Origin of the sequence: Novosphingobium sp. BW1 (assembly GCF_008107685.1) — a bacterium.
Lineage (GTDB): Bacteria > Pseudomonadota > Alphaproteobacteria > Sphingomonadales > Sphingomonadaceae > Novosphingobium.
On the sequence record NZ_VIRF01000055.1, the window covers coordinates 1 to 18,449 of the forward strand.

The 18,449-nt window shown below is 65.6% G+C and carries 21 protein-coding genes and 1 other annotated feature; of the genes, 10 read left to right on the forward strand and 11 right to left on the reverse strand.

Translation table 11 applies throughout. From position 1 onward, the window contains the following. Positions 1–364 precede the first annotated feature (364 nt). From FMM79_RS04830 to FMM79_RS04855, 6 genes are all read left to right on the forward strand, one after another. Entirely contained in the window at positions 365–1,366 is a 1,002-nt protein-coding gene (locus tag FMM79_RS04830) for a glycosyltransferase (RefSeq protein ID WP_148626418.1), read from the forward strand. Beyond that, on the forward strand, positions 1,363–2,823 hold the full coding sequence (locus FMM79_RS04835) for an oligosaccharide flippase family protein (RefSeq protein WP_148626419.1): 1,461 nt from the start codon (positions 1,363–1,365) through the stop codon (positions 2,821–2,823). The genes FMM79_RS04830 and FMM79_RS04835 overlap by 4 nt, the downstream gene beginning before the upstream one ends. A gap of 12 nt (positions 2,824–2,835) precedes the next feature. Beyond that, positions 2,836–3,699, forward strand: a complete 864-nt coding sequence (locus FMM79_RS04840; protein ID WP_148626420.1) for a beta-1,6-N-acetylglucosaminyltransferase — start codon at positions 2,836–2,838, stop codon at positions 3,697–3,699. A 60-nt stretch (positions 3,700–3,759) separates the two neighbouring features. Next, complete coding sequence (locus FMM79_RS04845; RefSeq protein ID WP_148626421.1) at positions 3,760–5,580, forward strand: ABC transporter ATP-binding protein/permease; 1,821 nt, start codon at positions 3,760–3,762, stop codon at positions 5,578–5,580. Between the two features lie 10 nt (positions 5,581–5,590). Then, positions 5,591–5,863, forward strand: a complete 273-nt coding sequence (locus FMM79_RS04850) for a hypothetical protein (RefSeq protein WP_148626422.1) — start codon at positions 5,591–5,593, stop codon at positions 5,861–5,863. Then, positions 5,767–5,822 (forward strand) — a sequence feature (sul1 is cis-regulatory element that is thought to sense ions involved in sulfur or methionine metabolism; They are found in Alphaproteobacteria). (Overlaps the previous gene by 56 nt.) Positions 5,864–5,904: 41 nt before the next feature. Next, positions 5,905–7,389, forward strand: coding sequence for a SulP family inorganic anion transporter (locus FMM79_RS04855; protein ID WP_148626423.1), 1,485 nt, complete (start codon positions 5,905–5,907; stop codon positions 7,387–7,389). A 274-nt stretch (positions 7,390–7,663) separates the two neighbouring features. Here the strand turns inward: FMM79_RS04855 and FMM79_RS04860 are convergent, their stop codons facing one another. The 6 genes from FMM79_RS04860 to FMM79_RS04885 form a co-directional block, all read right to left on the reverse strand. Continuing rightward, positions 7,664–7,870: a DUF1737 domain-containing protein gene (locus FMM79_RS04860; protein WP_148626424.1), complete on the reverse strand. Its 207-nt coding sequence runs from the start codon at positions 7,868–7,870 to the stop codon at positions 7,664–7,666. 27 nt (positions 7,871–7,897) lie between these two features. Continuing rightward, complete coding sequence (locus tag FMM79_RS04865; protein WP_148626455.1) at positions 7,898–8,470, reverse strand: phytanoyl-CoA dioxygenase; 573 nt, start codon at positions 8,468–8,470, stop codon at positions 7,898–7,900. Between the two features lie 204 nt (positions 8,471–8,674). Further along, entirely contained in the window at positions 8,675–9,070 is a 396-nt protein-coding gene (locus tag FMM79_RS04870; protein WP_148626425.1) for an ACT domain-containing protein, read from the reverse strand. Then, complete coding sequence (gene hslU / locus FMM79_RS04875; protein ID WP_148626426.1) at positions 9,070–10,371, reverse strand: ATP-dependent protease ATPase subunit HslU; 1,302 nt, start codon at positions 10,369–10,371, stop codon at positions 9,070–9,072. Before hslU ends, FMM79_RS04870 begins: the two co-directional genes overlap by 1 nt. A gap of 17 nt (positions 10,372–10,388) precedes the next feature. Beyond that, positions 10,389–10,961: an ATP-dependent protease subunit HslV gene (gene hslV / locus FMM79_RS04880; protein ID WP_148626427.1), complete on the reverse strand. Its 573-nt coding sequence runs from the start codon at positions 10,959–10,961 to the stop codon at positions 10,389–10,391. Positions 10,962–11,114: 153 nt separating this feature from the next. Then, positions 11,115–11,609, reverse strand: coding sequence for an outer membrane protein assembly factor BamE (locus tag FMM79_RS04885; protein WP_148626428.1), 495 nt, complete (start codon positions 11,607–11,609; stop codon positions 11,115–11,117). A 191-nt stretch (positions 11,610–11,800) separates the two neighbouring features. On the opposite strand from FMM79_RS04885, the gene FMM79_RS04890 reads away from it, so the two are divergent. Next, positions 11,801–12,340, forward strand: a complete 540-nt coding sequence (locus tag FMM79_RS04890) for a ubiquinol-cytochrome C chaperone family protein (RefSeq protein ID WP_148626429.1) — start codon at positions 11,801–11,803, stop codon at positions 12,338–12,340. Beyond that, the gene (locus tag FMM79_RS04895; protein ID WP_162853538.1) at positions 12,337–12,891 is read left to right on the forward strand and encodes a DUF177 domain-containing protein; all 555 of its coding nucleotides are present in this window, start codon (positions 12,337–12,339) and stop codon (positions 12,889–12,891) included. Before FMM79_RS04890 ends, FMM79_RS04895 begins: the two co-directional genes overlap by 4 nt. A gap of 81 nt (positions 12,892–12,972) precedes the next feature. On the opposite strand, the gene ssb is transcribed toward FMM79_RS04895, so the two are convergent. The 5 genes from ssb to FMM79_RS04920 all read right to left on the reverse strand — a co-directional run bounded on the left by ssb (position 12,973) and on the right by FMM79_RS04920 (position 17,208). Beyond that, the gene (ssb, locus tag FMM79_RS04900; RefSeq protein ID WP_148626430.1) at positions 12,973–13,557 is read right to left on the reverse strand and encodes a single-stranded DNA-binding protein; all 585 of its coding nucleotides are present in this window, start codon (positions 13,555–13,557) and stop codon (positions 12,973–12,975) included. Between the two features lie 106 nt (positions 13,558–13,663). After that, positions 13,664–15,505 carry a ferrous iron transporter B gene (locus tag FMM79_RS04905; protein WP_148626431.1) on the reverse strand — a complete coding sequence of 614 codons (1,842 nt, stop codon included), beginning with the start codon at positions 15,503–15,505 and terminating at the stop codon, positions 13,664–13,666. Continuing rightward, on the reverse strand, positions 15,502–15,756 hold the full coding sequence (locus FMM79_RS04910) for a FeoA family protein (protein WP_148626432.1): 255 nt from the start codon (positions 15,754–15,756) through the stop codon (positions 15,502–15,504). Before FMM79_RS04910 ends, FMM79_RS04905 begins: the two co-directional genes overlap by 4 nt. A gap of 127 nt (positions 15,757–15,883) precedes the next feature. After that, positions 15,884–16,537 carry a COQ9 family protein gene (locus tag FMM79_RS04915; protein WP_148626433.1) on the reverse strand — a complete coding sequence of 218 codons (654 nt, stop codon included), beginning with the start codon at positions 16,535–16,537 and terminating at the stop codon, positions 15,884–15,886. A gap of 11 nt (positions 16,538–16,548) precedes the next feature. Beyond that, positions 16,549–17,208 (reverse strand): ankyrin repeat domain-containing protein, encoded by a 660-nt coding sequence (locus FMM79_RS04920; RefSeq protein WP_240338986.1) that lies wholly within the window; start codon positions 17,206–17,208, stop codon positions 16,549–16,551. A 96-nt stretch (positions 17,209–17,304) separates the two neighbouring features. Here FMM79_RS04920 and FMM79_RS04925 point away from each other — a divergent pair, with 96 nt between their 5' ends. Then, entirely contained in the window at positions 17,305–17,934 is a 630-nt protein-coding gene (locus tag FMM79_RS04925) for an SCO family protein (protein WP_240338987.1), read from the forward strand. Continuing rightward, on the forward strand, positions 17,931–18,449 hold the full coding sequence (locus tag FMM79_RS04930; RefSeq protein ID WP_148626436.1) for a YcgN family cysteine cluster protein: 519 nt from the start codon (positions 17,931–17,933) through the stop codon (positions 18,447–18,449). Before FMM79_RS04925 ends, FMM79_RS04930 begins: the two co-directional genes overlap by 4 nt.

Sequence of the window (18,449 nt, forward strand, 5' to 3'; positions counted from 1 at the left end):
TAAAGACCCGGGGAACAAGCTGTCCGTCTATCGTGGCGACCACCCCAAAGCGCCGTGTTTGGCGGCGTGCTTCGCTGCGGTGAGAGGCCCTCTAAGCGGACCCCGCGATTCGGTCAAACCCTTTTTTCAAAAAAGTTTCATCAAATCATGCCAGACTTGCTTGTTCCGGCCTCGTACCGAGGTGGTGCTCATGCACGGCCAATTCAAGGGCATCCCGTGGCCCTGGTTCGCGGCTATCCTGCGGCGCTCCGGGCGTGACCCACCGGATGGTTTGTTTACCTGCCCGCCTTAGCCTAGGGTCTCGAATTCGAGATCCAGCCCCGGCACAAAGGGTCTGGACGCCCAAAGGGAATACGCGCGTCTGATGTCCTCCTGCCCACTTCCTGCCATCAGTGTGGCCATGAGCGTCTATAATGGAGAACGCTACGTGGCCAAGGCCATCGAGAGCGTGCTCGCCCAGACCTTTGCCGAGTTCGAATTCCTGATCCTCGACGATGGCTCGACAGACGGCTCGCAGGCGATCCTGGAGCGATACGCGAGGAGCGATACGCGCATTCACCTCATCTTGCGCGAGAACAGGGGCCTCATCGTCAGCCTCAACGAACTCGTGACCATGGCACGGGCCCCCATCATTGCGCGCATGGATGCCGATGACATCAGCCGCTGCGATCGCTTTGCCCTCCAATATGCCTTCCTGGACGCCCATCCCGAGTACGGCGTGGTCGGTAGCTGGAGCGCGGACATCGACGGCGAAGGCCGTCCACTCGCCCCGATCGTGGCAGATCACCCGTGCACCCACGAGGAAATGCTGGCGGCCATTGCCCGCGGCGGCCAGCTCATCTGCCACCCTTCGGCCATGATGCGCCGTTCGATTGTACTGGAAGCGGGCGGATACCACGCCGCCTTCCGGCACTGCGAGGATCTTGACCTGTGGCTGCGCCTTGCCAACCTCACGCACCTTGGCAACATTCCCGAGAGACTGCTCCAGTACCGGCGCTATCCCGAACAGGTCTCCTCGCGCCACGCGACCGAGCAGCAGATCGGCAGCGCGGTCGCCCGTCTCGCCTATGCGGAGCGCGCGGCCGGACGCAACGACCCCACGGCCGATCTCGAACGCCTGCCGCCGCTTGACGCCTTTGACGATCTCTTCGGGCGCCAAGGCGTGACGCGCACACTGCGCGGCGAGATCGCCCTGCACCTTGTCTATTCGCGCGAGGCCATGGGCGGAGATGGCTTTGCCCTGCTTTTGCAGCACGTCGAGGATGGGGGTGAGACGCAGGGGCTGTGGCGCACGGTCGTGCGGCTCGTGCGCTTCGGCCTACCCGGCCGAGCCTTTCGCCTCGCCAGGGCCTTGCACGCACGATGAGTGTGCGGAGAGCCGCCCTGTGGTCGATGGGCGCACAATACGCGACTTTCACGGTCCAGTTTGCCGCGAGCGTCATCATCTCGCGCTTCTTCCTCCTGCCCGCAGACGTCGGCCTCTTCTCCATCGCGCTCGCCGCGGCCATGCTCGTCTCCATCTTCCAGGACCTGGGCATTACCCGCTTCATCTCGGGCCAGCCGCAGATGGAGACGGGCGCCGTGCCGTTCTACGCTGGGGTCGCCGTGACGATTGGCTGGTCGGTCGCGCTTGTCGTCGCCCTGGCCGCTCCTCTCGTGGCCCATCTTTACACAGAGCCCGCGCTCGCCCCCCTGCTGTGGCTGATCGCGGCCTCCTATCTCGTGACCCCTTACGCTACGGTCCCTGCCGCCCTGCTGGTGCGCGCGATGAATTTTCGCGCGCTGTTCAAGGTAAATGCGGGCAGCGCACTTGCCGGGAATGGCACCGCGGTTGCCCTCGCGGCGGCGGGCTTTGGAGCCGGGTCCCTCGCCTGGGGCGTTCTGGCCACCGCACTCGTGCGCGCCGCGCTCGCCAACTGGCAGCGCCCCGTGCGCCCACGCCTGCCCCGCGTCCTCACTGCGGTCAGACCCATGCTCGGCTTCAGTTCGATGTCCTTTGTGCTGAGCGCCAGCGCGGCCATCGGGCAGCGCTCGCAGGACCTCATTGTCGGGCGCCTCCTTGGCCTTGCCGCGACCGGCCTGTTTTCCCGTGCAAGTGCGCTTGCCGGCCAGCTCACCACCCTGCTGACCGGCGCCATCGGCACCGTGTTCTACGCCGCTTTTGCCCGCAAGCGCGACGCCGGAGAGCCGCTGGCCGAGCCCTATCTGCACCTCGTCGCCTGCTATACCGCACTCAACTGGGCCGCGATGCTGGGCTTGGCGCTCGCCGCCGAGCCGCTCGTGATGCTGCTCTATGGCCCCAACTGGATGGGCTCGGCCTCGCTGCTGCGCTGGACCGCGCTGGGCGAGATCTTCTTCGTGGCCGTTCCCCTGCAGATGGATGTGCCACTGCTGCTGGGCCAGATCCGGCGCCTCGTCTGGGTGAACCTGCTTGACACAGTCGCCGCCGTCGCGATCCTGACCGCTGGCGCCTGGATCAGCCTTGAGGCGGCGGCCATGAGCCGCATCGCTTATGGTTTCGTGTGGTGGGCAATCTACGCCAGCTATCTCTCGCGCCTCATGGCCTTTCCCTTCACCGCGCTGCTGCGCGTGTACCTGCGCAGCGGCGCCTGCGCGCTCGCAGCAGTCCTCCCGCTCATGCTCGCCGGGTGGAGCGGGCACGGCGGGGCCGAAATGCCATTTCTCCAGCTTCTCGCGCTCTCGGGCCTGGGCGTGGGGCTCTGGCTCATCGCACTCGCCCTCACCCGCCACCCCGCCTGGGGTGAAGTGCGTGCGATGCTCACCGCCCTCGCCTCACCGCTGCGCGTGCCGCTCGGCCGCTGAGAAGAACTCCCCATGCGCTTCGCCTATCTCATCCTTGCCCATAACAACGCCGCGCAATTGCGTCGGCTCATCGAGCGCCTGCTCGTGTCCGGAAAGGAGGACATCGCGATCATCCACGCCGACCGCGCCTCGCTGCTATGGCCCGAGCTGGAAGGCGACCTTCCCGGACCTTCGGGGCGGGTCCATCTCATCCCCGATCCGGTGACCGTACGCTGGGGGCACTGGAGCCAGGTCGCGGCCGTTACCAAGCTGGTGTGCGAGGCGCTACGCCTTGGCTGCGACGCGGCCCACCTCATCAGCGGGGCCGACTGGCCGCTCTTGACGCGCGCCGACCTGGCGCAGGAGATGGCCAAGGGCCTGTGCCATATCGAAGTGCGTGCCGGGCACCTGGAAGAGCGCATGCAGACCTACCGCTTCGACACGCGCTATCTGCGGCTCGATCCGCAGGAGGACGCGCGCGCCTACGCGGTAACCTGGCAGCTGCGCCGCCTTGCGCGCTGGGGTGATACCGCAAGACGCCTCTTGCGCCTGGATCGGGCGCGCCCATTCGGCCCATGGTCCTATGGGGCGACGTGGTGGTCACTTCCCGCCGATGCCCTGCAAACCCTGGGCGAAATCCTGCCCTGCACGCTTGCCTCCGGGCGCCTGAACGGCACCGTGTGCAGCGATGAACATGTTATTCCCACCATCATCGGCACCCACTTTGCCAGCCGGCTTGCCCCCAATCGCCGCTTCACCGACTTCCCGCACGGTGCCTCGAGCCCGCGCACCCTGACGCGCGCCGACAGACCCGATCTGGAAGCCAGCGGCGCCTTCTTCGGGCGCAAGTTCGACATGGGTCTCGATCCCTTCTTTCTCGACCTGCCCCGCACCTGATACGCCCTGCCGCTCCTGCAAAGGGATGCAATTTGCGCGCAAGGCTCCTAGATAGCGCCCATGCCACCTGACAGCGCTGCTCCCAATTCCAAAGCCAACCACGACGGCTGGCGCACTCTCTTGCGGTTCCTCCCCTATCTGTGGCCGCGAGAAAACAAGGCCTTGCGTGTGCGCATCGTCATTGCCTGCGTGTTCATCCTGGCCTCCACAGGTACGCAGCTGCTGCTGCCCTACCTCCTGCGCTGGGCGGTCGATGCCATGGGGGCCACCGGCCCCAAGCTGATCCAGCTCGCGATGTGGACGGTGCTGGGCTACGCGGCCGGGCGCCTGCTCCAGAACAGTTTCGACAATCTGCGCAACATAGTCTTCGAGCGGGTAGGGCAGGACGCGACGCGCGCGCTCGCCGAGAACGTCTTTGGCCAGCTCCATCGCCTCTCACTGCGCTTCCACCTCTCGCGCCGCACCGGCGAGATCACCAAGACCATCGAGCGCGGCACCAAGAGCATCGACACGATGCTCTACTTCATGCTCTTCAACATCGCGCCGACCGTGCTCCAGCTCGCGATCGTTGCGGTCATCTTCTACGTCAATTTCGGGCCCGGCCTTGTCGCCGCGACTGCCACCGCCATCGTCGCCTACATCTGGGTGACGCGCACGATCACCGAGTGGCGCACCAAGCTGCGCCAGCAGATGAACCGCCTCGACGGGCAGGCGCTTGATCGCGCAGTCGATTCGCTCCTCAACTACGAGACGGTGAAGTACTTCGGCGCCGAAGCGCGCGAGCAGGAGCGCTATGCCTCCGCCACCCGCGCCTATGCGGAAGCGGCAGTAAAGAGCGAGAATTCGCTCGGCTTCCTCAATATCACCCAGGCCGTTGTGACCAATCTCCTGATGGCGGGCGCGCTCGCCTGGACCGTCTGGGGATGGTACCGGGGCGAATACACGGCGGGCCAGCTGGTCTTCGTCCAGACTTACCTCACGCAGCTGTTCCGGCCGCTCGACATGCTCGGCATGGTCTACCGCACCATCCGCCAGGGCCTGATCGACATGGCCGAAATGTTCCGCCTGATCGACACCGAGGTCGAAGTGCCCGACCGCCCGAGCGCCCCCGCACTGGCGATCCGCGAGCCCAGCATCACCTTCGAGAACGTCGTCTTCGGCTACGAGCCCGACCGCACGATCCTGAAAGGCCTCTCATTCCACGTGCCCGCCGGGCACAACGTCGCACTCGTCGGCCCCTCGGGCGCAGGCAAGTCGACCATCGCGCGTCTTCTCTTCCGCTTTTACGATCCGCTCGAAGGGCGCATCCTGATCGACGGGCAGGACATCCGCGAAGTGACGCAGGCGAGCTTGCGCGCCACCATCGGCATCGTCCCGCAGGATTCAGTGCTGTTCAACGACACCATCGGCTACAACATCGCCTATGGCCGCGACGGCGCAGGGCCCCAGGACGTGGAAGCGGCCGCGCGCGGCGCTGCGCTGATGCCGCTGATCGACCGCCTTCCCCAGCGCTTCGACACCGAAGTGGGCGAGCGCGGTCTCAAGCTCTCGGGCGGTGAAAAACAGCGCGTTGCCATCGCGCGCACGCTGGTCAAGAACCCGCCCATCCTGATGCTCGATGAGGCCACCAGCGCGCTCGACACGCGCACCGAAAAGGACATTCTAGGCACCCTCCAGCGCGTCTCGCGCGACCGCACCACGCTCTCCATCGCGCACCGCCTCTCGACCATCGCAGGCTCGGACCGCATCCTCGTCCTCAACGAGGGGCGCCTCGTCGAGAGCGCCAGCCACGGCGAACTCCTCGCCCAGCGCGGGCTTTACGCCGAGATGTGGGCGCGTCAGGCCAGCGAAGCCGAGGATCTCGACGAAGCCGCCGAGTAAGGCCCGGATCTTGTCCGCGAAGAGCCATTCGGGCCGCGCGCACAAGACACTCGAAAAGAGGGCGAATCTTCTGTCTGCCGCGGCCATCTGGCCATCCGCCGCAGGCTGGGTGCCCCGCTCGTGCTGCGCCTGCGAGATCACAAGGCTTGCCATTGCGGGTGCGAATCGGCAAAAGCGGCGTATTCGCAAGGACCCGGTGCAATTCCGGGTGGCTATCCCGGCCGCCGATCCGCCGGGCAACATCACACACATGCTTTTGAAGAACCCCGGATTTTTGAATTGAAACCCGGCGCTCCCATGTGCCTGATGCGGAAAATCACCTAAATGAGCAGCTTTCTCGCCCACTACCGTCAGGGATGGCGGTCGAACATTCGCGCCGACGTGCTTTCGGGCCTCGTCGTCGGTCTTGCCCTGATCCCCGAAGCCATCGGTTTCTCGATCATCGCCGGGGTCGATCCCGCGGTTGGCCTCTGGGCCTCGGTCGCCATCGCGATCATCATTTCCTTCACCGGCGGGCGCCCCGCGATGGTCTCGGCCGCGACCGCCTCGGTGGCGGTGCTGGTCGGCCCGCTCGTGCGCGAGCACGGCGTCGACTATCTCTTCGCTGCGACCATCCTGATGGGCGTGTTCCAGATCATCGCAGGCATCCTGCGGCTGAACCTCGCCATGCAGTTCGTCTCGCGCTCGGTCATCACAGGCTTCGTCAACGCGCTTGCGATCCTGATTTTCATGGCCCAGCTGCCCGAACTGACCGGCGTCACCTGGCACACCTACGCCATGATCGCGGGCGGCCTTGCGATCATCTACCTGCTGCCGCGCCTGACGACAGTTGTCCCCTCGCCGCTCATCGCCATCGCAGTCCTCACCGCGATTTCGCTGACCTTCGACACCCCGGTCCACACCGTGGGCGAAATGGGTGAACTGCCTAAGGGCCTGCCCTCCTTCGCCTTCCCGCAGGTACCGCTGACCTTCGAGACGCTGCAGATCATCACTCCCACCGCGCTCGCGATGGCCGCAGTGGGCCTGCTCGAGACGCTACTCACCGCGCAGATCGTCGATGACATGACCGGCACCGATTCCTACAAGCGCATCGAGTGCCGCGGTCAGGGCATCGCCAACATCATCGCCGCTATGTTCGGCGGCATGGGCGGCTGCGCGATGATCGGCCAGTCGGTCATCAACGTGACCTCTGGTGGCCGCGGGCGCCTATCGACGCTGACCGCGGGTATCTTCCTGTTCATCCTCCTTGCCGCGCTTGGCCCCTGGGTCGGCCAGGTGCCGATGCCCAGCCTCGTGGCGGTGATGATCATGGTTTCGATCGGCACGTTCTCATGGAACTCGATCCCCAACCTCCGCCGCCACCCCTGGCAGAGCTCGGTGGTCATGGTCGCGACCGTCGTCACCGTGGTCGCCACCAACGATCTGTCCAAGGGCGTGATCGTGGGCGTGCTCCTCTCGGGCGTGTTCTTCGCCCAGAAGGTCCAGCGCCTCTTCACGCTGGAGCGCACCGTCGAGGGCGATACCGCCACCTACCGCGTAGCCGGGCAGATTTTCTTCGCCTCGGTCCACCGCTTCATCGAGCAGATGGACGCCGCGAGCGAGACGGCCCCAAAGGTCGTCATCGACATGGAAAAGGCGCACCTGTGGGACATTTCCTCGGTCGAGGCGCTCGACAAGGTCGTTGCCGAGCTGGCCAAAGGCGGAGCGGACGTGCGCGTCGTGGGCTACAACCGGGCGAGCGCGGACATCGTCGACAAGTTCGCCGCGCACGACAAGACCGGCTTCGAGCTGGGCACTGTCCCGCACTGATTGTTTCTCCGGGAACCGGGTAGCTGTTCAAGGGTTGGCAATAAACGAACCCTTGACTGCCCCGCCCGAGTTCCCGGAGTTTCCTGTTGAAACGTACACAGCGCCACCTGCCCGACCTGACGACCACCCTCCTCTACGCCGCCGCGCTGGCTCCCGCTGCCGCGATGTTGCTGGTGGTCAGTCCCTTCCAGGTCTGACAGACAAGCTCGACACGAAAAAGGGCGAGACGGTCTGCACCCGCCTCGCCCTTTTTCGTGTCCGCAGACCTTGTAGGTCACATGACCACGTCGGCCTCATGCCAGATCACCGCCTGCGCCGCCTTCATGCAGTTCTCGGCTGTATCCCAGCTGATCGAGGGCGAACCGTAGAGCCGCCAACCCTGCTCCAGAGCCTCGGAAATCCGCTCGCAGAAGGCGCGGTCGTCCTTGCCGGTGAGGAGGCGATAAATCGGGCGGTCTTCGGGCGTCTCGTACTGCGACATGGGCGCGGCATCCTTTCCAAATGGCGTTTACCCGATGCCTAGCCACTCCAGAGGCGCAGGCAAGCCCTGCCCGCAATAATCCACCTGCAGCACGCGCCGTCCCGTCGCGCGTCCATCCGAGGGATCGGAGGCATGAAGGATCGGGGTGCGGTAGAACCAGACGTCCCCCACCTCGGCAAGGCAGATGGCCTGCCGCGATTGCGCCATGCGCACCGTCATCATCGCCCCGATCAGCGCGAACGGCGGTTCGACATGCCAGATGCCCTGCTTGATGCTCCAGGGTCCGTAGCCCGGCACGTCATGGCGAGCGCGCTCGGCAATCGTGCGGTCCTGATGCCAGCCCAGCGCCCAGTTTCGATCGGCGCGCTTGTCGAACAGCACTGCGCGTACAGGTTGCATCGGGCGTCCTGCGCGGGCTTCGACTTCGCCGCCCATGACGCTCCCCGCGCCTAGCAATATCTGCAGACCCGGCACGCCGGAAAGCCGCACGCCCGCCTGTCCGACCGGATACGCCGCGAACTCAGAGATTAGGGCGGGTAAGATCGTTTCCGCAAACCCCGTGACACGGCAGGCCCCGTCGCGATCCAGGTCCAGCGACACGGGGCAACGCTGTGTAGTATTCGTCACGTTTGGGGACCTCTCTTCAGGAACGCCGCCCGTCCACAAGAAGAGGACCTGGAACCAGATTCAAGGGACCATCGCCCCATGATCCCATACTCGGCAAAGGGCAGCGTGCGGGACGTAAGCTGGACTATTTGCGGAGCCTGGGAGCGATGGCCCTGGGACATCTCTTCTTCGTCGTTCTCATGAGGCTCGGGACTGGAGCGCCTTCAACACGGCGAGGGCCCGGTCTTTCTCGGAAAAGGGAACGAAGACATGATCGTGGTGGAAAGCAGCGACCATGTTGCAGGCAATCCCCGCGTCGGCCAGCGCGGTGGAAACCGCCGCCGTCAGCCCGGAGCCGTCAAGAGCGGAGTGCACTTCCAGTACGATCCGGGCCATGGGTAGGGAGGTGTCATGCCCCGCCATTTCGGCGAACGCGAGGGGAAGGATCTGCGAGAGACCTTCCGCCTCGGCAAAGCTGGCCAAGGCTTGCGTGAGCGGCGCGCCGCCGATGCAGAATATCCAGGTTTCGGGGTCGAGCCGGGGCGACATCCCCGCGATCATCGCGCGTCCCTCGCGCACCGGCCCGCCCGTCATTACAGGATGTACTTGGAAAGATCGGCGTTGCCAGCCAGGCCTTCTAGCTTTTCACGCACATAGGCCTCGTCGATCGTCACCGTCTCGCCGCTGCGGTCCTCGGCCTCGAAGGAAAGCTCCTCGAAGAGCTTTTCCATGACCGTCTGAAGGCGGCGGGCGCCGATGTTCTCGACGCTTTCATTCACCTGCGCGGCGATCTTTGCGACTTCGCGCACCGCGCCCTCGGTCATCTCGATGGTGAGGTCCTCGGTGCCCAGCAGCGCCTTGTACTGCGCCACAAGGTTCGCGCGGGTTTCGGACAGAATGCGCACGAAATCGGCCTCGGTCAGCGCCTTCAGCTCGACACGGATCGGCAGGCGGCCCTGAAGTTCAGGCAGCATGTCCGAAGGCTTGGAAACGTGGAACGCGCCCGAGGCGACGAACAGTACGTGGTCGGTCTTCATAGCGCCGTACTTGGTGGCGACGGTCGTGCCCTCGATCAGCGGCAGAAGGTCGCGCTGCACACCCTCGCGGCTAACGGTGCCCCCGCGCTGGTCCGATACGGCGATCTTGTCGATCTCGTCGAGGAATACGATGCCGTTCTGCTCGGCATCCGCGATGGCGACACGCTGGACATCGTCCTGGTCGAGGCGCTTTTCCGATTCCTCGTCGACCAGCTTGTCCCAGGCTTCGGGCACCTTCATCTTGCGTCGCACGGTCTTCTGCCCGCCGAACGCCTTGCCCATCATGTCGGAGAGATTGATCATCCCGACCGAGCCGCCCATGCCGGGGATCTCCATGGCGCCGCTCGGTGCGTCCTCGACCTCGACTTCGACTTCGGTGTCGTTCATCGCATTCTGGGTGATACGCTCGTGGAAGGCGGCACGGGTGGCCTCGGAGGCACCTTCGCCGACCAGCGCGTTGAGCAGGCGGTCCATCGCCGCCTTGCTCGCCGCCTCGCGCAAGGATTCGCGGCGGCGTTCCTTCTCAAGCCGGATCGCTTCCTCAACCAAGTCGCGGGCGATCTGCTCGACATCGCGGCCGACATAACCGACCTCGGTGAACTTGGTCGCCTCCACCTTCACGAAAGGCGCATCGGCGAGCTTGGCCAGACGGCGGCTGATCTCGGTCTTGCCGCAGCCCGTGGGGCCGATCATCAGGATGTTCTTGGGCGTCACCTCATCACGCAGGTCGGCGGAGAGGCGCTGGCGGCGCCAGCGGTTGCGCAATGCGACCGCGACGGCCTTCTTGGCCTCGGACTGGCCGATGATGTGCTCGTCGAGCGAAGCCACGATGGCCTTGGGGGTAAGGGTGTCTTTCATGGGTCTCTTCGCTGCAATCAGATGGTTTCGACCGTAACACGGTCGTTCGTAAAGACGCAGATGTCTGCGGCAACCTGCATGGCCTTGCGCGCGATCTGTTCAGGATCGTCCTCGTAGGCGTCGAGCGCGCGCGCAGCGGCCAGCGCGTAGTTGCCGCCCGAACCGATCGAGGCGATCTGGCTGTCGTCCAGCGCTTCGGGTTCGAGCACGTCGCCGTTGCCGGTAAGGATTAGCAGCGAATCGGCGTCCGCCACGATCATCAGCGCTTCGAGGTTGCGCAGGTACTTGTCGGTGCGCCAGTCCTTGGCGAGTTCGACCGCCGCGCGCATCAGCTGGCCGCGGTGCTGCTCCAGCTTGCGTTCAAGACGCTCGAACAGGGTAAAGGCATCGGCGGTCGCGCCGGCAAAGCCGCCGATGACCTTGCCGCCCTCACCGATGCGCCGGACCTTGCGCGCGTTGGGCTTCATGACGGTGTTGCCCATGGAGACCTGACCGTCTCCGGCGATCACTGTGCGTCCGCCCTTGCGTACGCCGATGATCGTCGTCCCATGCCACTGTACCAGGCCGTGGCTCGCTGCATCGCTATTCATGGGCGAGGATATATGCCCGCCTGTGTGCCGTTCAAGACATAGCCTGCGCCCGATTGCACGCCCCCCACGCAAAAGGCGCGCGGGACCGTGCATCCCGCGCGCCTTTGCAAAGGATGAGCAACCCCACCGAGCCGCCCGATACCACCTTGGCGATCAGCTGCCGTTCGGACCCGGGCCCTGCGGTGCCTGACCGCCGCCCATACCGCCGGTGCCGACCGCACCGATGTTGCCGAACAGATCTTCAAGCAGCGAGCGGTGACGGCCCAGCGTGGGCGTCGTGTCACCGTTGGGGCTGATGCGGGCAACCTGCTCCATGCCGCGGCGCTGGACATCCAGAACGTTGTCGTTCGCATCAAACTGGACACGGAACACGGTCTGCTGATCGGTGCGCGGCTTGCGGAACGCGGGCGTCTTCACCGTCTGCGAGACATAGTACCAGTCCTTGGCGCCGAACTGGCTTTCAAAGGTCGGGCGGCCCAGCGTGCGCTCCACCGACTGGCGGTTGTCGACGCCCGGCTGCACCGAATCGACCAGCGTCTGATCCACGATGTACCCGCGATGGTCCTTGATCGAGCTGCAGCCCGCGACCAGCGCGCCGAGCGCAAGAAGCGCCCCTGCCGACCTGAGCTTCAAACCACGGTTACCCATCACTACACTCCAAAACCTCGGGGACATGGCAGGCAAGAATCCTTGCCAGCGCGCCTGCCGCCCATGTATCGGCATCAGGCCTTAAGGCCCCGCAAGCGCGTGCGCAATGGCTGTGCGCCCAAAGGGACCCGATTTGCACTGCCTGGCCAGTGTCGATTGAATTGCCGCTGAACGAAGGAGTGCTCTGCCCGGTGTCGTTGTTTTCCCGCCTCATGGGCTCACGCAAGGCGCCGCGCACCGACATGCGCCCGCTCTGGCACCGCCTCGTGGATATTGCCCGCGAGGAACACTGGTACGCACGCGAGGGCGTTGCCGACACGGTGTCGGGCCGTTTCGATGCGGTAACACTGGTCATGGCGCTCGCCATGCTGCGCATGGAACGCGCGGCTCTGGACGCAGCGGCCCCGGCCCCGCTGATCGATGCCTCCGCGCGCCTTACCGAACTGTTCGTCGAGGACATGGATGGCCAGCTGCGCCAGTCGGGCGTGGGCGATCTTGTCGTGGGCAAGCGCATGGGCAAGCTGGTGAGCGTCCTTGGTGGGCGCATCGGCGCGCTGCGCGACGCGCTTGCCCCGCACAGCCACACCTCGCTAGAGGACGTCCTGGCGCGCAACGTGACGCTAAACGAGGATGCTTCAACGGCCGCGCTGGCCGAAGCCGTGCGGGCGCTTCACTCCACCTTCCAGTCCCTCTCCGACGACGATCTGCTAGCCGCAAGGATTGCGCGATGACCTCTTCCCCCCAAACCCCGTCTTCCGGCCCCATCCCGGCCCCCGAATTCTCGCACACGGTCGACGTGCGCCAGGTCGAAGGGCTGGCCCCGCGACTGGAAGCGAACGAAGCCGAGCGCGCCGCGCTTGCCAGGCGCTTCGGCCTGGTGCGCCTCGAAAAGCTCGTCGCCCAGCTTGAACTGACCCGCAAGGAACGTACCGTTTCCGTGAAGGGAACGCTCGATGCGGCCTGGGTGCAGACCTGCGCAATCTCGGCCGATGAACTTGCCGTGGAGATTTCCGGCGAGCCCATCGAGGTGCGCTTCGTCCCCCAGCTGACCGGCTACGCGCCCGACGCCGAGATCGAACTCGCCAGCGACGACCTGGACGAAATCGAATATTCGGGCACTTACGTTGACCTTGGCGAAGCGGTCGCGCAGTCGCTCGCACTGTCGATCGACCCGTACCTGACCGGCCCCGACGCCGAAGCCGCGCGCGCCGAAGCGGGCCTGTCGACGCCGGAAGACAACAGCCCCTTCGCCGCGCTGAAGGGCCTGACCGGCAAGGCCTGAAACGTACGGACACCATGAACGCAAAAAGGGCGGGATACCACGAGGTATCCCGCCCTTTTTGCGTTGTGATCGGGGCTGCGATCAGAACGGAATATCGTCGTCGAGATCGTCGCCGAAGCCGCCGCCCGAGGAGGACGAGGACGAACCGCCGCTGCGGCCCCAGTCGCTGCCGCCCGAGGACGAGCCGCCACTGCCGCTCCAGCTGTCACCGCCCGAGCTGCCGCCCGAACGGCCCCAGTCCCCGCCGCCCGAGGACGAGCCGCCATCACCGCCCGAGCTGCTGCCCATGCCGCCACCGCTGCGCTGGCCACCGCCCGCACTGTCGAGCATGGTCAGCACACCGCCCATGCCAGCGACCGAGATCTCAGTCGTGTAGCGGTCGTTGCCGTCACGGTCCTGCCACTTGCGGGTGCGCAGCTGACCTTCGATGTAGACCTTCGAGCCCTTGCGCAGGAAGCGCTCGGCCACCCCGACGAGGCCGTCGGACTGGAGCACGACCTGGTGCCACTCGGTACGCTCGCGCCGTTCGCCGGTCTGGCGGTCCTTCCAGGTTTCCGAGGTCGCGATGCGCAGGTTCGCCACGCGCCCGCCGTTCTGGAACGACTTCACTTCGGGGTCGGCCCCGAGGTTGCCGACGAGGATGACCTTGTTGACGCTGCCTGCCATGGATGAATCGCTTTCTTCTGAATTTCGGCCACCGGAGTTAGCGAATGGCTGGCCGGGACGCGAGTCGTGTCCCCCGGTTTTTAAACAGCCCTGCCCGAATTTCGGCCTAGAGCCCCGCCCAGACCGCCAGCCAGTACGTCGCTCCGGCCGCCACGTAGGCAAGGCCAAAGAGGTAGGCGAGCATGAAGCTCGGCCATTTCCAGCCATTGGTCTCGCGCCGGGTGACGGCGATGGTCGACATGCACTGCGGCGCAAAGACGAACCAGGCAAGGAAGGCCAGCGCCATCGGCAATGTCCAGCGGCCCTTGAGCTGTTCGCCCAGTTCGGCCGCTTCCTCGTCCTCGTCGCTCGCATCGACAGCGTAAGTCGTCGCCAGCGAAGAGACCGCCACTTCGCGCGCGGCCATCGCCGGGATGAGCGCGAGCGCCATGTCCCGGTTGAAGCCGATCGGCTCGACCACCACGGCAAGGCCGTTGGCGATCTTGCCGGCGAACGAGGCGTCGACCTGGCTCTGACCGGGTTCGGCGCGCGGGAAGCTGAGCATGATCCACAGGACCACCGTAACCATGAAGATGATCGTGCCTGCACGGCGCAGGAAGATCCACGCGCGCTGCCACAGGCCCAGCAGGAGATCACCTGGCCGGGGCAACTGGTACTTGGGCAGCTCCATGATGAAGCCCGAGGCCGCCCCCTTGGTCACCGAACGGCGCAGGATCAGCGCGACCAGCATCGCGCCGAGCACGCCCGCAAGATAGAGCGCGAAGAGCACAAGGCCCTGCAGACCCACGCCCCAGCCTATGCTCTGGTTGGGGATGAAGGCGGCGATGATGACGGCATAGACCGGCAGGCGCGCCGAGCAGGTCATCATCGGCGCGATCAGGATCGTGGTCAGCCGGTCCTTGGGATCCGTGATCGACCTGGTCGCCATGATGCCCGGAATAGCGCAGGCAAAGCTGGAGAGAAGCGGAATGAAGCTGCGCCCGGAAAGGCCCACGCTCGCCATCATCCGGTCCATCAGGAAGGCCGCGCGTGCCATGTAACCCGAGGCTTCCATGGCCAAGATGAAAGCAAAGAGGATGACGATCTGGGGCAGGAACACCACCACCGAGCCCACGCCCGAGATGATGCCCTCGGTCAGGAGATCACGCACGAAGCTGGCGGGCATGAGGCCCGTTACCGCGTCGTGCAGCGCGCCCACACTCGCCTCCAGCGCATCAGCGAAGGGCGTGGCCCAGGCGAAGACCGCCTGGAAGATCACGAAAAGCAGCGCGAAAAGCACGACCGGTCCGGCCCATGGATTGAGCAGGACCGAATCGAGACGTGCGTGGAGGCGGCGCTGGCGGGTTTCCGAAAGGATCGCGCCGTTCGCCATCGCGTGCGCGGCCACGCGACGCTCGGTCTCGCCGATCTCCGTAAGGCTCGGGCCCGCCTCACGCAGCCCGGCCGAAGATGCGGCTTCGGCCAGTTCGGTCAGGCCACGGCGGCGCACCGCCACGGTGGGCACCACACGCACGCCCAGCTCTTCCTCCAGCACAGAGGGATCGAGCACGAGTCCGTCGCGCTCGGCAAGGTCGACCATGTTGAGCGCGATAACGGTGGGCTTGCCCAGTGCGAGGAGTTCCTGCGCGAAGACGAGGTGCTGTTCCAGGTTCGAAGCGTCGAGGACGACGACCAGCACATCGGGCTCCGCCTCACCCGGGAACTGACCTCGGATGACCTTGGAGGTCACTTCCTCATCGGGGCTCGTCGCATCAAGGCCATAGGCGCCGGGAAGGTCGGTCAGCTCGACCGGCTCGCCGGTCGGCAGGACCAGGCGGCCCGACTTTCGCTCCACGGTAACGCCTGGATAATTCGCGATCTTCTGGCGTGCGCCGGTCAGCGCGTTGAACAGCGCGCTCTTGCCGGCGTTGGGATTTCCGACGAGGGCAATCTTGCGGGGCCGGCTCATGCCTTGGTGCTCTCCAGATCGCTCACCTCGATCGCGGCGGCGTGGGCGCGGCGCACCGCGACGACCATGCGCCCGATGCGCAGCGCGATGGGGTCACGCCCCCCGAACACGCCGCGCTGCGACACCGAAACCTGCGCGCCGGTATCGATGCCAAGCGCGCGCAGACGCCGCGCTTCTTCAGGGACGAGCTGGTCCCAGTCGACCGCAACGATGCGGACCTTCTGATCGATGGGTTGTTGATCGAGAGTCATAAGATGGCGCTGCCAGATTAGAGGCTTCTTTGCAACTGCTTCGCAATAAGCAGCGCGCCATGTCCTGGGCCGAAATCAAATTTTGCAGGCGCGTACGACGGCGCGCCTGCGCACGAGGATGACGGTGTCAGCGCGCCGGGTAGCGCAGGCGCCCCAGGAGCCGGGTCAGGCTGAAGCGCTCATCGGACGAACGGGTGAGCTGCGCCTTCATCTTCTCAAAGCGCAGGATACCCTCGATCCGGCGCTCCAGAAAGGCGCGGGTTTCGGGCTTTTCCGGGTCCTTCTCGCGCGCGAAGACCTGCAGCGTCGCGGCATAGAGCGCGCCCAGCGTGGTGCGCTTGGTGTAGTGGTTGTAGTCGCTCGCGGTATCGCCGGCCACGCGCCACATCAGGTCCGCGCTGTACCAGCCCAGTTGCGTGGCACGCGCCAGGTTCTGCGGCATTGCCATGATTGCCAGCGCGCGGGTAAGCGCTTCCTCGCGCCCACTTGCCGCTTCGAGGCGCGCCATGACGAGGCGGCGGATCTTCTCGCGCACGGGAACGCCCGCCAGCGAGCTGGCGGGAACCGCCGCGAACATCGCCGCGTCGATCGCCTCGATCCAGGCCTCGATCATCGCCATCTGCTTGCCGCCAAAGGCATAGGCGGCAAGTTCGGGATCGACGCCGTGCTGGCGCGCGGCCTGCTCGACCGCCTGCGCGCTCCAGCCATCGAAGGCGGCGGCATCGGCAATCGCGGGCGCCAGATTGCGGCGCAGTTCCGCGAGAGTGGTGGCTTCTTCCATGCCCTGTTCCTTCAGAAAGTGGGACCGTAGACGGGCTTGGAGTTCTTGCTGGCGCCTTCGGTCACGTTCTGGTCGATGACCTTCACCAGATAGCTGTCCTTGCCGTTCAGTTCAGCATAATCGCGCGCGCTGCGCCCGGAATTGTCGGTGCGCGAAGGATCGGCACCCGCCTTCAGCAGCGCTTTCATCAGTTCGGTGTCGCGGCGGTGGACGGCCGAGATCAGCGGGGTCTCACCGGCATCGTTGGAGTCGTTGGTCCGCGCGCCGTTCTCGATCAGGTAGATCGCGCCGTCGCGCCAGCCCAGGTTCACCGCCTGTTGCAGCGGCGTGCGGCCGTGGTCATCGGCCAAGTTGGGCTCGGCCCCTTTCTGCACGAGATAGCGCAGCCAGGTGATGTCGCGGCGCTGCACCACGATGTGGAGCGCGGTTTCGCCAGAAGTCACGTCCTTGGAATTGACGATGAGAGGCGAGGTCATGATCGCCTGCTCGACCTCTTCGCCTTCCTTCTTCTTCACCGATTCGAGGAACTTGTAGCCTTCGGAAAAACCGGTCTGCGCCGCCGCGCCGCTCGCCAGCGAGCCCGTTGCGAGACCCGCCGCAGCCAGCGCCAGGGCACCTTTCAGAAACAGCCGGCCAAGCGGCGTTCCGTTCCGGTTCGCGAGTTTCGACACCTTTGATATCCTTCCGTGAATTCTCAACAAGCCAGGCGCGCGCCCTCCATCCGCGCCTTGCAAGTCGCGGTCTAGCAGAGCATGAACCGCTTCGCCATGACCCATCTTGCCTCCCGCGCCGTCCGCCGCACGCTCCTTACCGCAACGCTGGGCCTTAGCCTCGCTCTTGCGGGTTGTTCGGGCGCCAGCGACGCGCCCAAAATACCCCCCATCGTCGGCACGGACATCACCGGCGCCGAGATCGGCGGGCCCTTCACGCTTCTCGACAAGGACGGCAAGACTGTCACCTGGAAGGATTTTCGCGGCAAGTGGGCAATGCTCTACTTCGGCTACACCTTCTGCCCGGACGCCTGCCCGATCGACGTGCAGGAAATGATGATGGGCTACAACGCCTTCGCCAAGGCCCATCCCGAGGCCGCCGCCAAGGTGCAACCCATCTTCGTCACCATCGACCCGGCGCGCGACACACCCGAGATCGTGGGCGAGTGGACCGCCGCCTTCGGGGAGGACCTCAAGGGCCTTACCGGCACCAAGGCGCAGGTCGATGCCGCCGCCAAGGCCTTCGCGGTCTACTACGGCAAGGGCGCGGAAACGCAGGGCGGCTACCTCATGGACCACTCGCGCTTCGTCTACCTGATGAACCCCCAAGGCGAGCCCGTCGCCATGCTGCCCGTAGACAAGGGCCGCAAGGCCGTTGCCGGCGACCTGGAGGCCCTCGTCCAATGACCGCCCGCCCGTTCTGGGAGCGCCCGCTGGCCAGCCTCGACAAGGCCCAGTGGGAAGCGCTGTGCGATGGCTGCGGCCAGTGTTGCCTGCATAAGGTGGAAGACGCCGACAGCGGCGATATCTACCACACCAATGTCGCTTGCAAGCTGCTCGACACCAAGACCGCGCTGTGCAGCGACTATCCCCACCGCAAACGCGCGGTGGCCGATTGCCTGACGCTGACCCTGCGCACCGCGGGTTCGCTCCCCTGGCTCCCCGAGACCTGCGCCTATCGCCTGCGCGCCGAGGACCAGCCCTTGCCCGCGTGGCACTACCTTGTCTGCGGCGACCGCGAGGCCGTCCACCGCGCCGGAGTTTCAGTAGCGGGCCGCGTGGTCAGCGAGATCGATGCCGGGCCGCTCGAACAGCACATCATCTTGCCCGAAGGGATGGAGCAGGAGTTCGAGATCGAGGACGGCCAGAACCCCTGGGACATCGTCGAGACCGGGGCCGACGATGAGGAGCGGGACGCCTGA

What these genes read in the sequence shown, in the direction of transcription:
- FMM79_RS04910 (WP_148626432.1), bottom strand. Translation starts at nt 15,756, where the DNA reads ATGACTCTCGATCAACAACCCATCGATCAGAAGGTCCGCATCGTTGCG.
- FMM79_RS04860 (WP_148626424.1), bottom strand. Translation starts at nt 7,870, where the DNA reads ATGTCGCAGTACGAGACGCCCGAAGACCGCCCGATTTATCGCCTCCTC.
- FMM79_RS04845 (WP_148626421.1), top strand. Translation starts at nt 3,760, where the DNA reads ATGCCACCTGACAGCGCTGCTCCCAATTCCAAAGCCAACCACGACGGC.
- FMM79_RS04905 (WP_148626431.1), bottom strand. Translation starts at nt 15,505, where the DNA reads ATGAGCCGGCCCCGCAAGATTGCCCTCGTCGGAAATCCCAACGCCGGC.
- FMM79_RS04925 (WP_240338987.1), top strand. Translation starts at nt 17,305, where the DNA reads ATGACCCATCTTGCCTCCCGCGCCGTCCGCCGCACGCTCCTTACCGCA.
- FMM79_RS04840 (WP_148626420.1), top strand. Translation starts at nt 2,836, where the DNA reads ATGCGCTTCGCCTATCTCATCCTTGCCCATAACAACGCCGCGCAATTG.
- hslV (WP_148626427.1), bottom strand. Translation starts at nt 10,961, where the DNA reads ATGAATAGCGATGCAGCGAGCCACGGCCTGGTACAGTGGCATGGGACG.
- ssb (WP_148626430.1), bottom strand. Translation starts at nt 13,557, where the DNA reads ATGGCAGGCAGCGTCAACAAGGTCATCCTCGTCGGCAACCTCGGGGCC.
- FMM79_RS04830 (WP_148626418.1), top strand. Translation starts at nt 365, where the DNA reads ATGTCCTCCTGCCCACTTCCTGCCATCAGTGTGGCCATGAGCGTCTAT.
- FMM79_RS04895 (WP_162853538.1), top strand. Translation starts at nt 12,337, where the DNA reads ATGACCTCTTCCCCCCAAACCCCGTCTTCCGGCCCCATCCCGGCCCCC.
- FMM79_RS04915 (WP_148626433.1), bottom strand. Translation starts at nt 16,537, where the DNA reads ATGGAAGAAGCCACCACTCTCGCGGAACTGCGCCGCAATCTGGCGCCC.
- FMM79_RS04870 (WP_148626425.1), bottom strand. Translation starts at nt 9,070, where the DNA reads ATGACGGGCGGGCCGGTGCGCGAGGGACGCGCGATGATCGCGGGGATG.
- FMM79_RS04885 (WP_148626428.1), bottom strand. Translation starts at nt 11,609, where the DNA reads ATGGGTAACCGTGGTTTGAAGCTCAGGTCGGCAGGGGCGCTTCTTGCG.
- hslU (WP_148626426.1), bottom strand. Translation starts at nt 10,371, where the DNA reads ATGAAAGACACCCTTACCCCCAAGGCCATCGTGGCTTCGCTCGACGAG.
- FMM79_RS04835 (WP_148626419.1), top strand. Translation starts at nt 1,363, where the DNA reads ATGAGTGTGCGGAGAGCCGCCCTGTGGTCGATGGGCGCACAATACGCG.
- FMM79_RS04930 (WP_148626436.1), top strand. Translation starts at nt 17,931, where the DNA reads ATGACCGCCCGCCCGTTCTGGGAGCGCCCGCTGGCCAGCCTCGACAAG.
- FMM79_RS04855 (WP_148626423.1), top strand. Translation starts at nt 5,905, where the DNA reads ATGAGCAGCTTTCTCGCCCACTACCGTCAGGGATGGCGGTCGAACATT.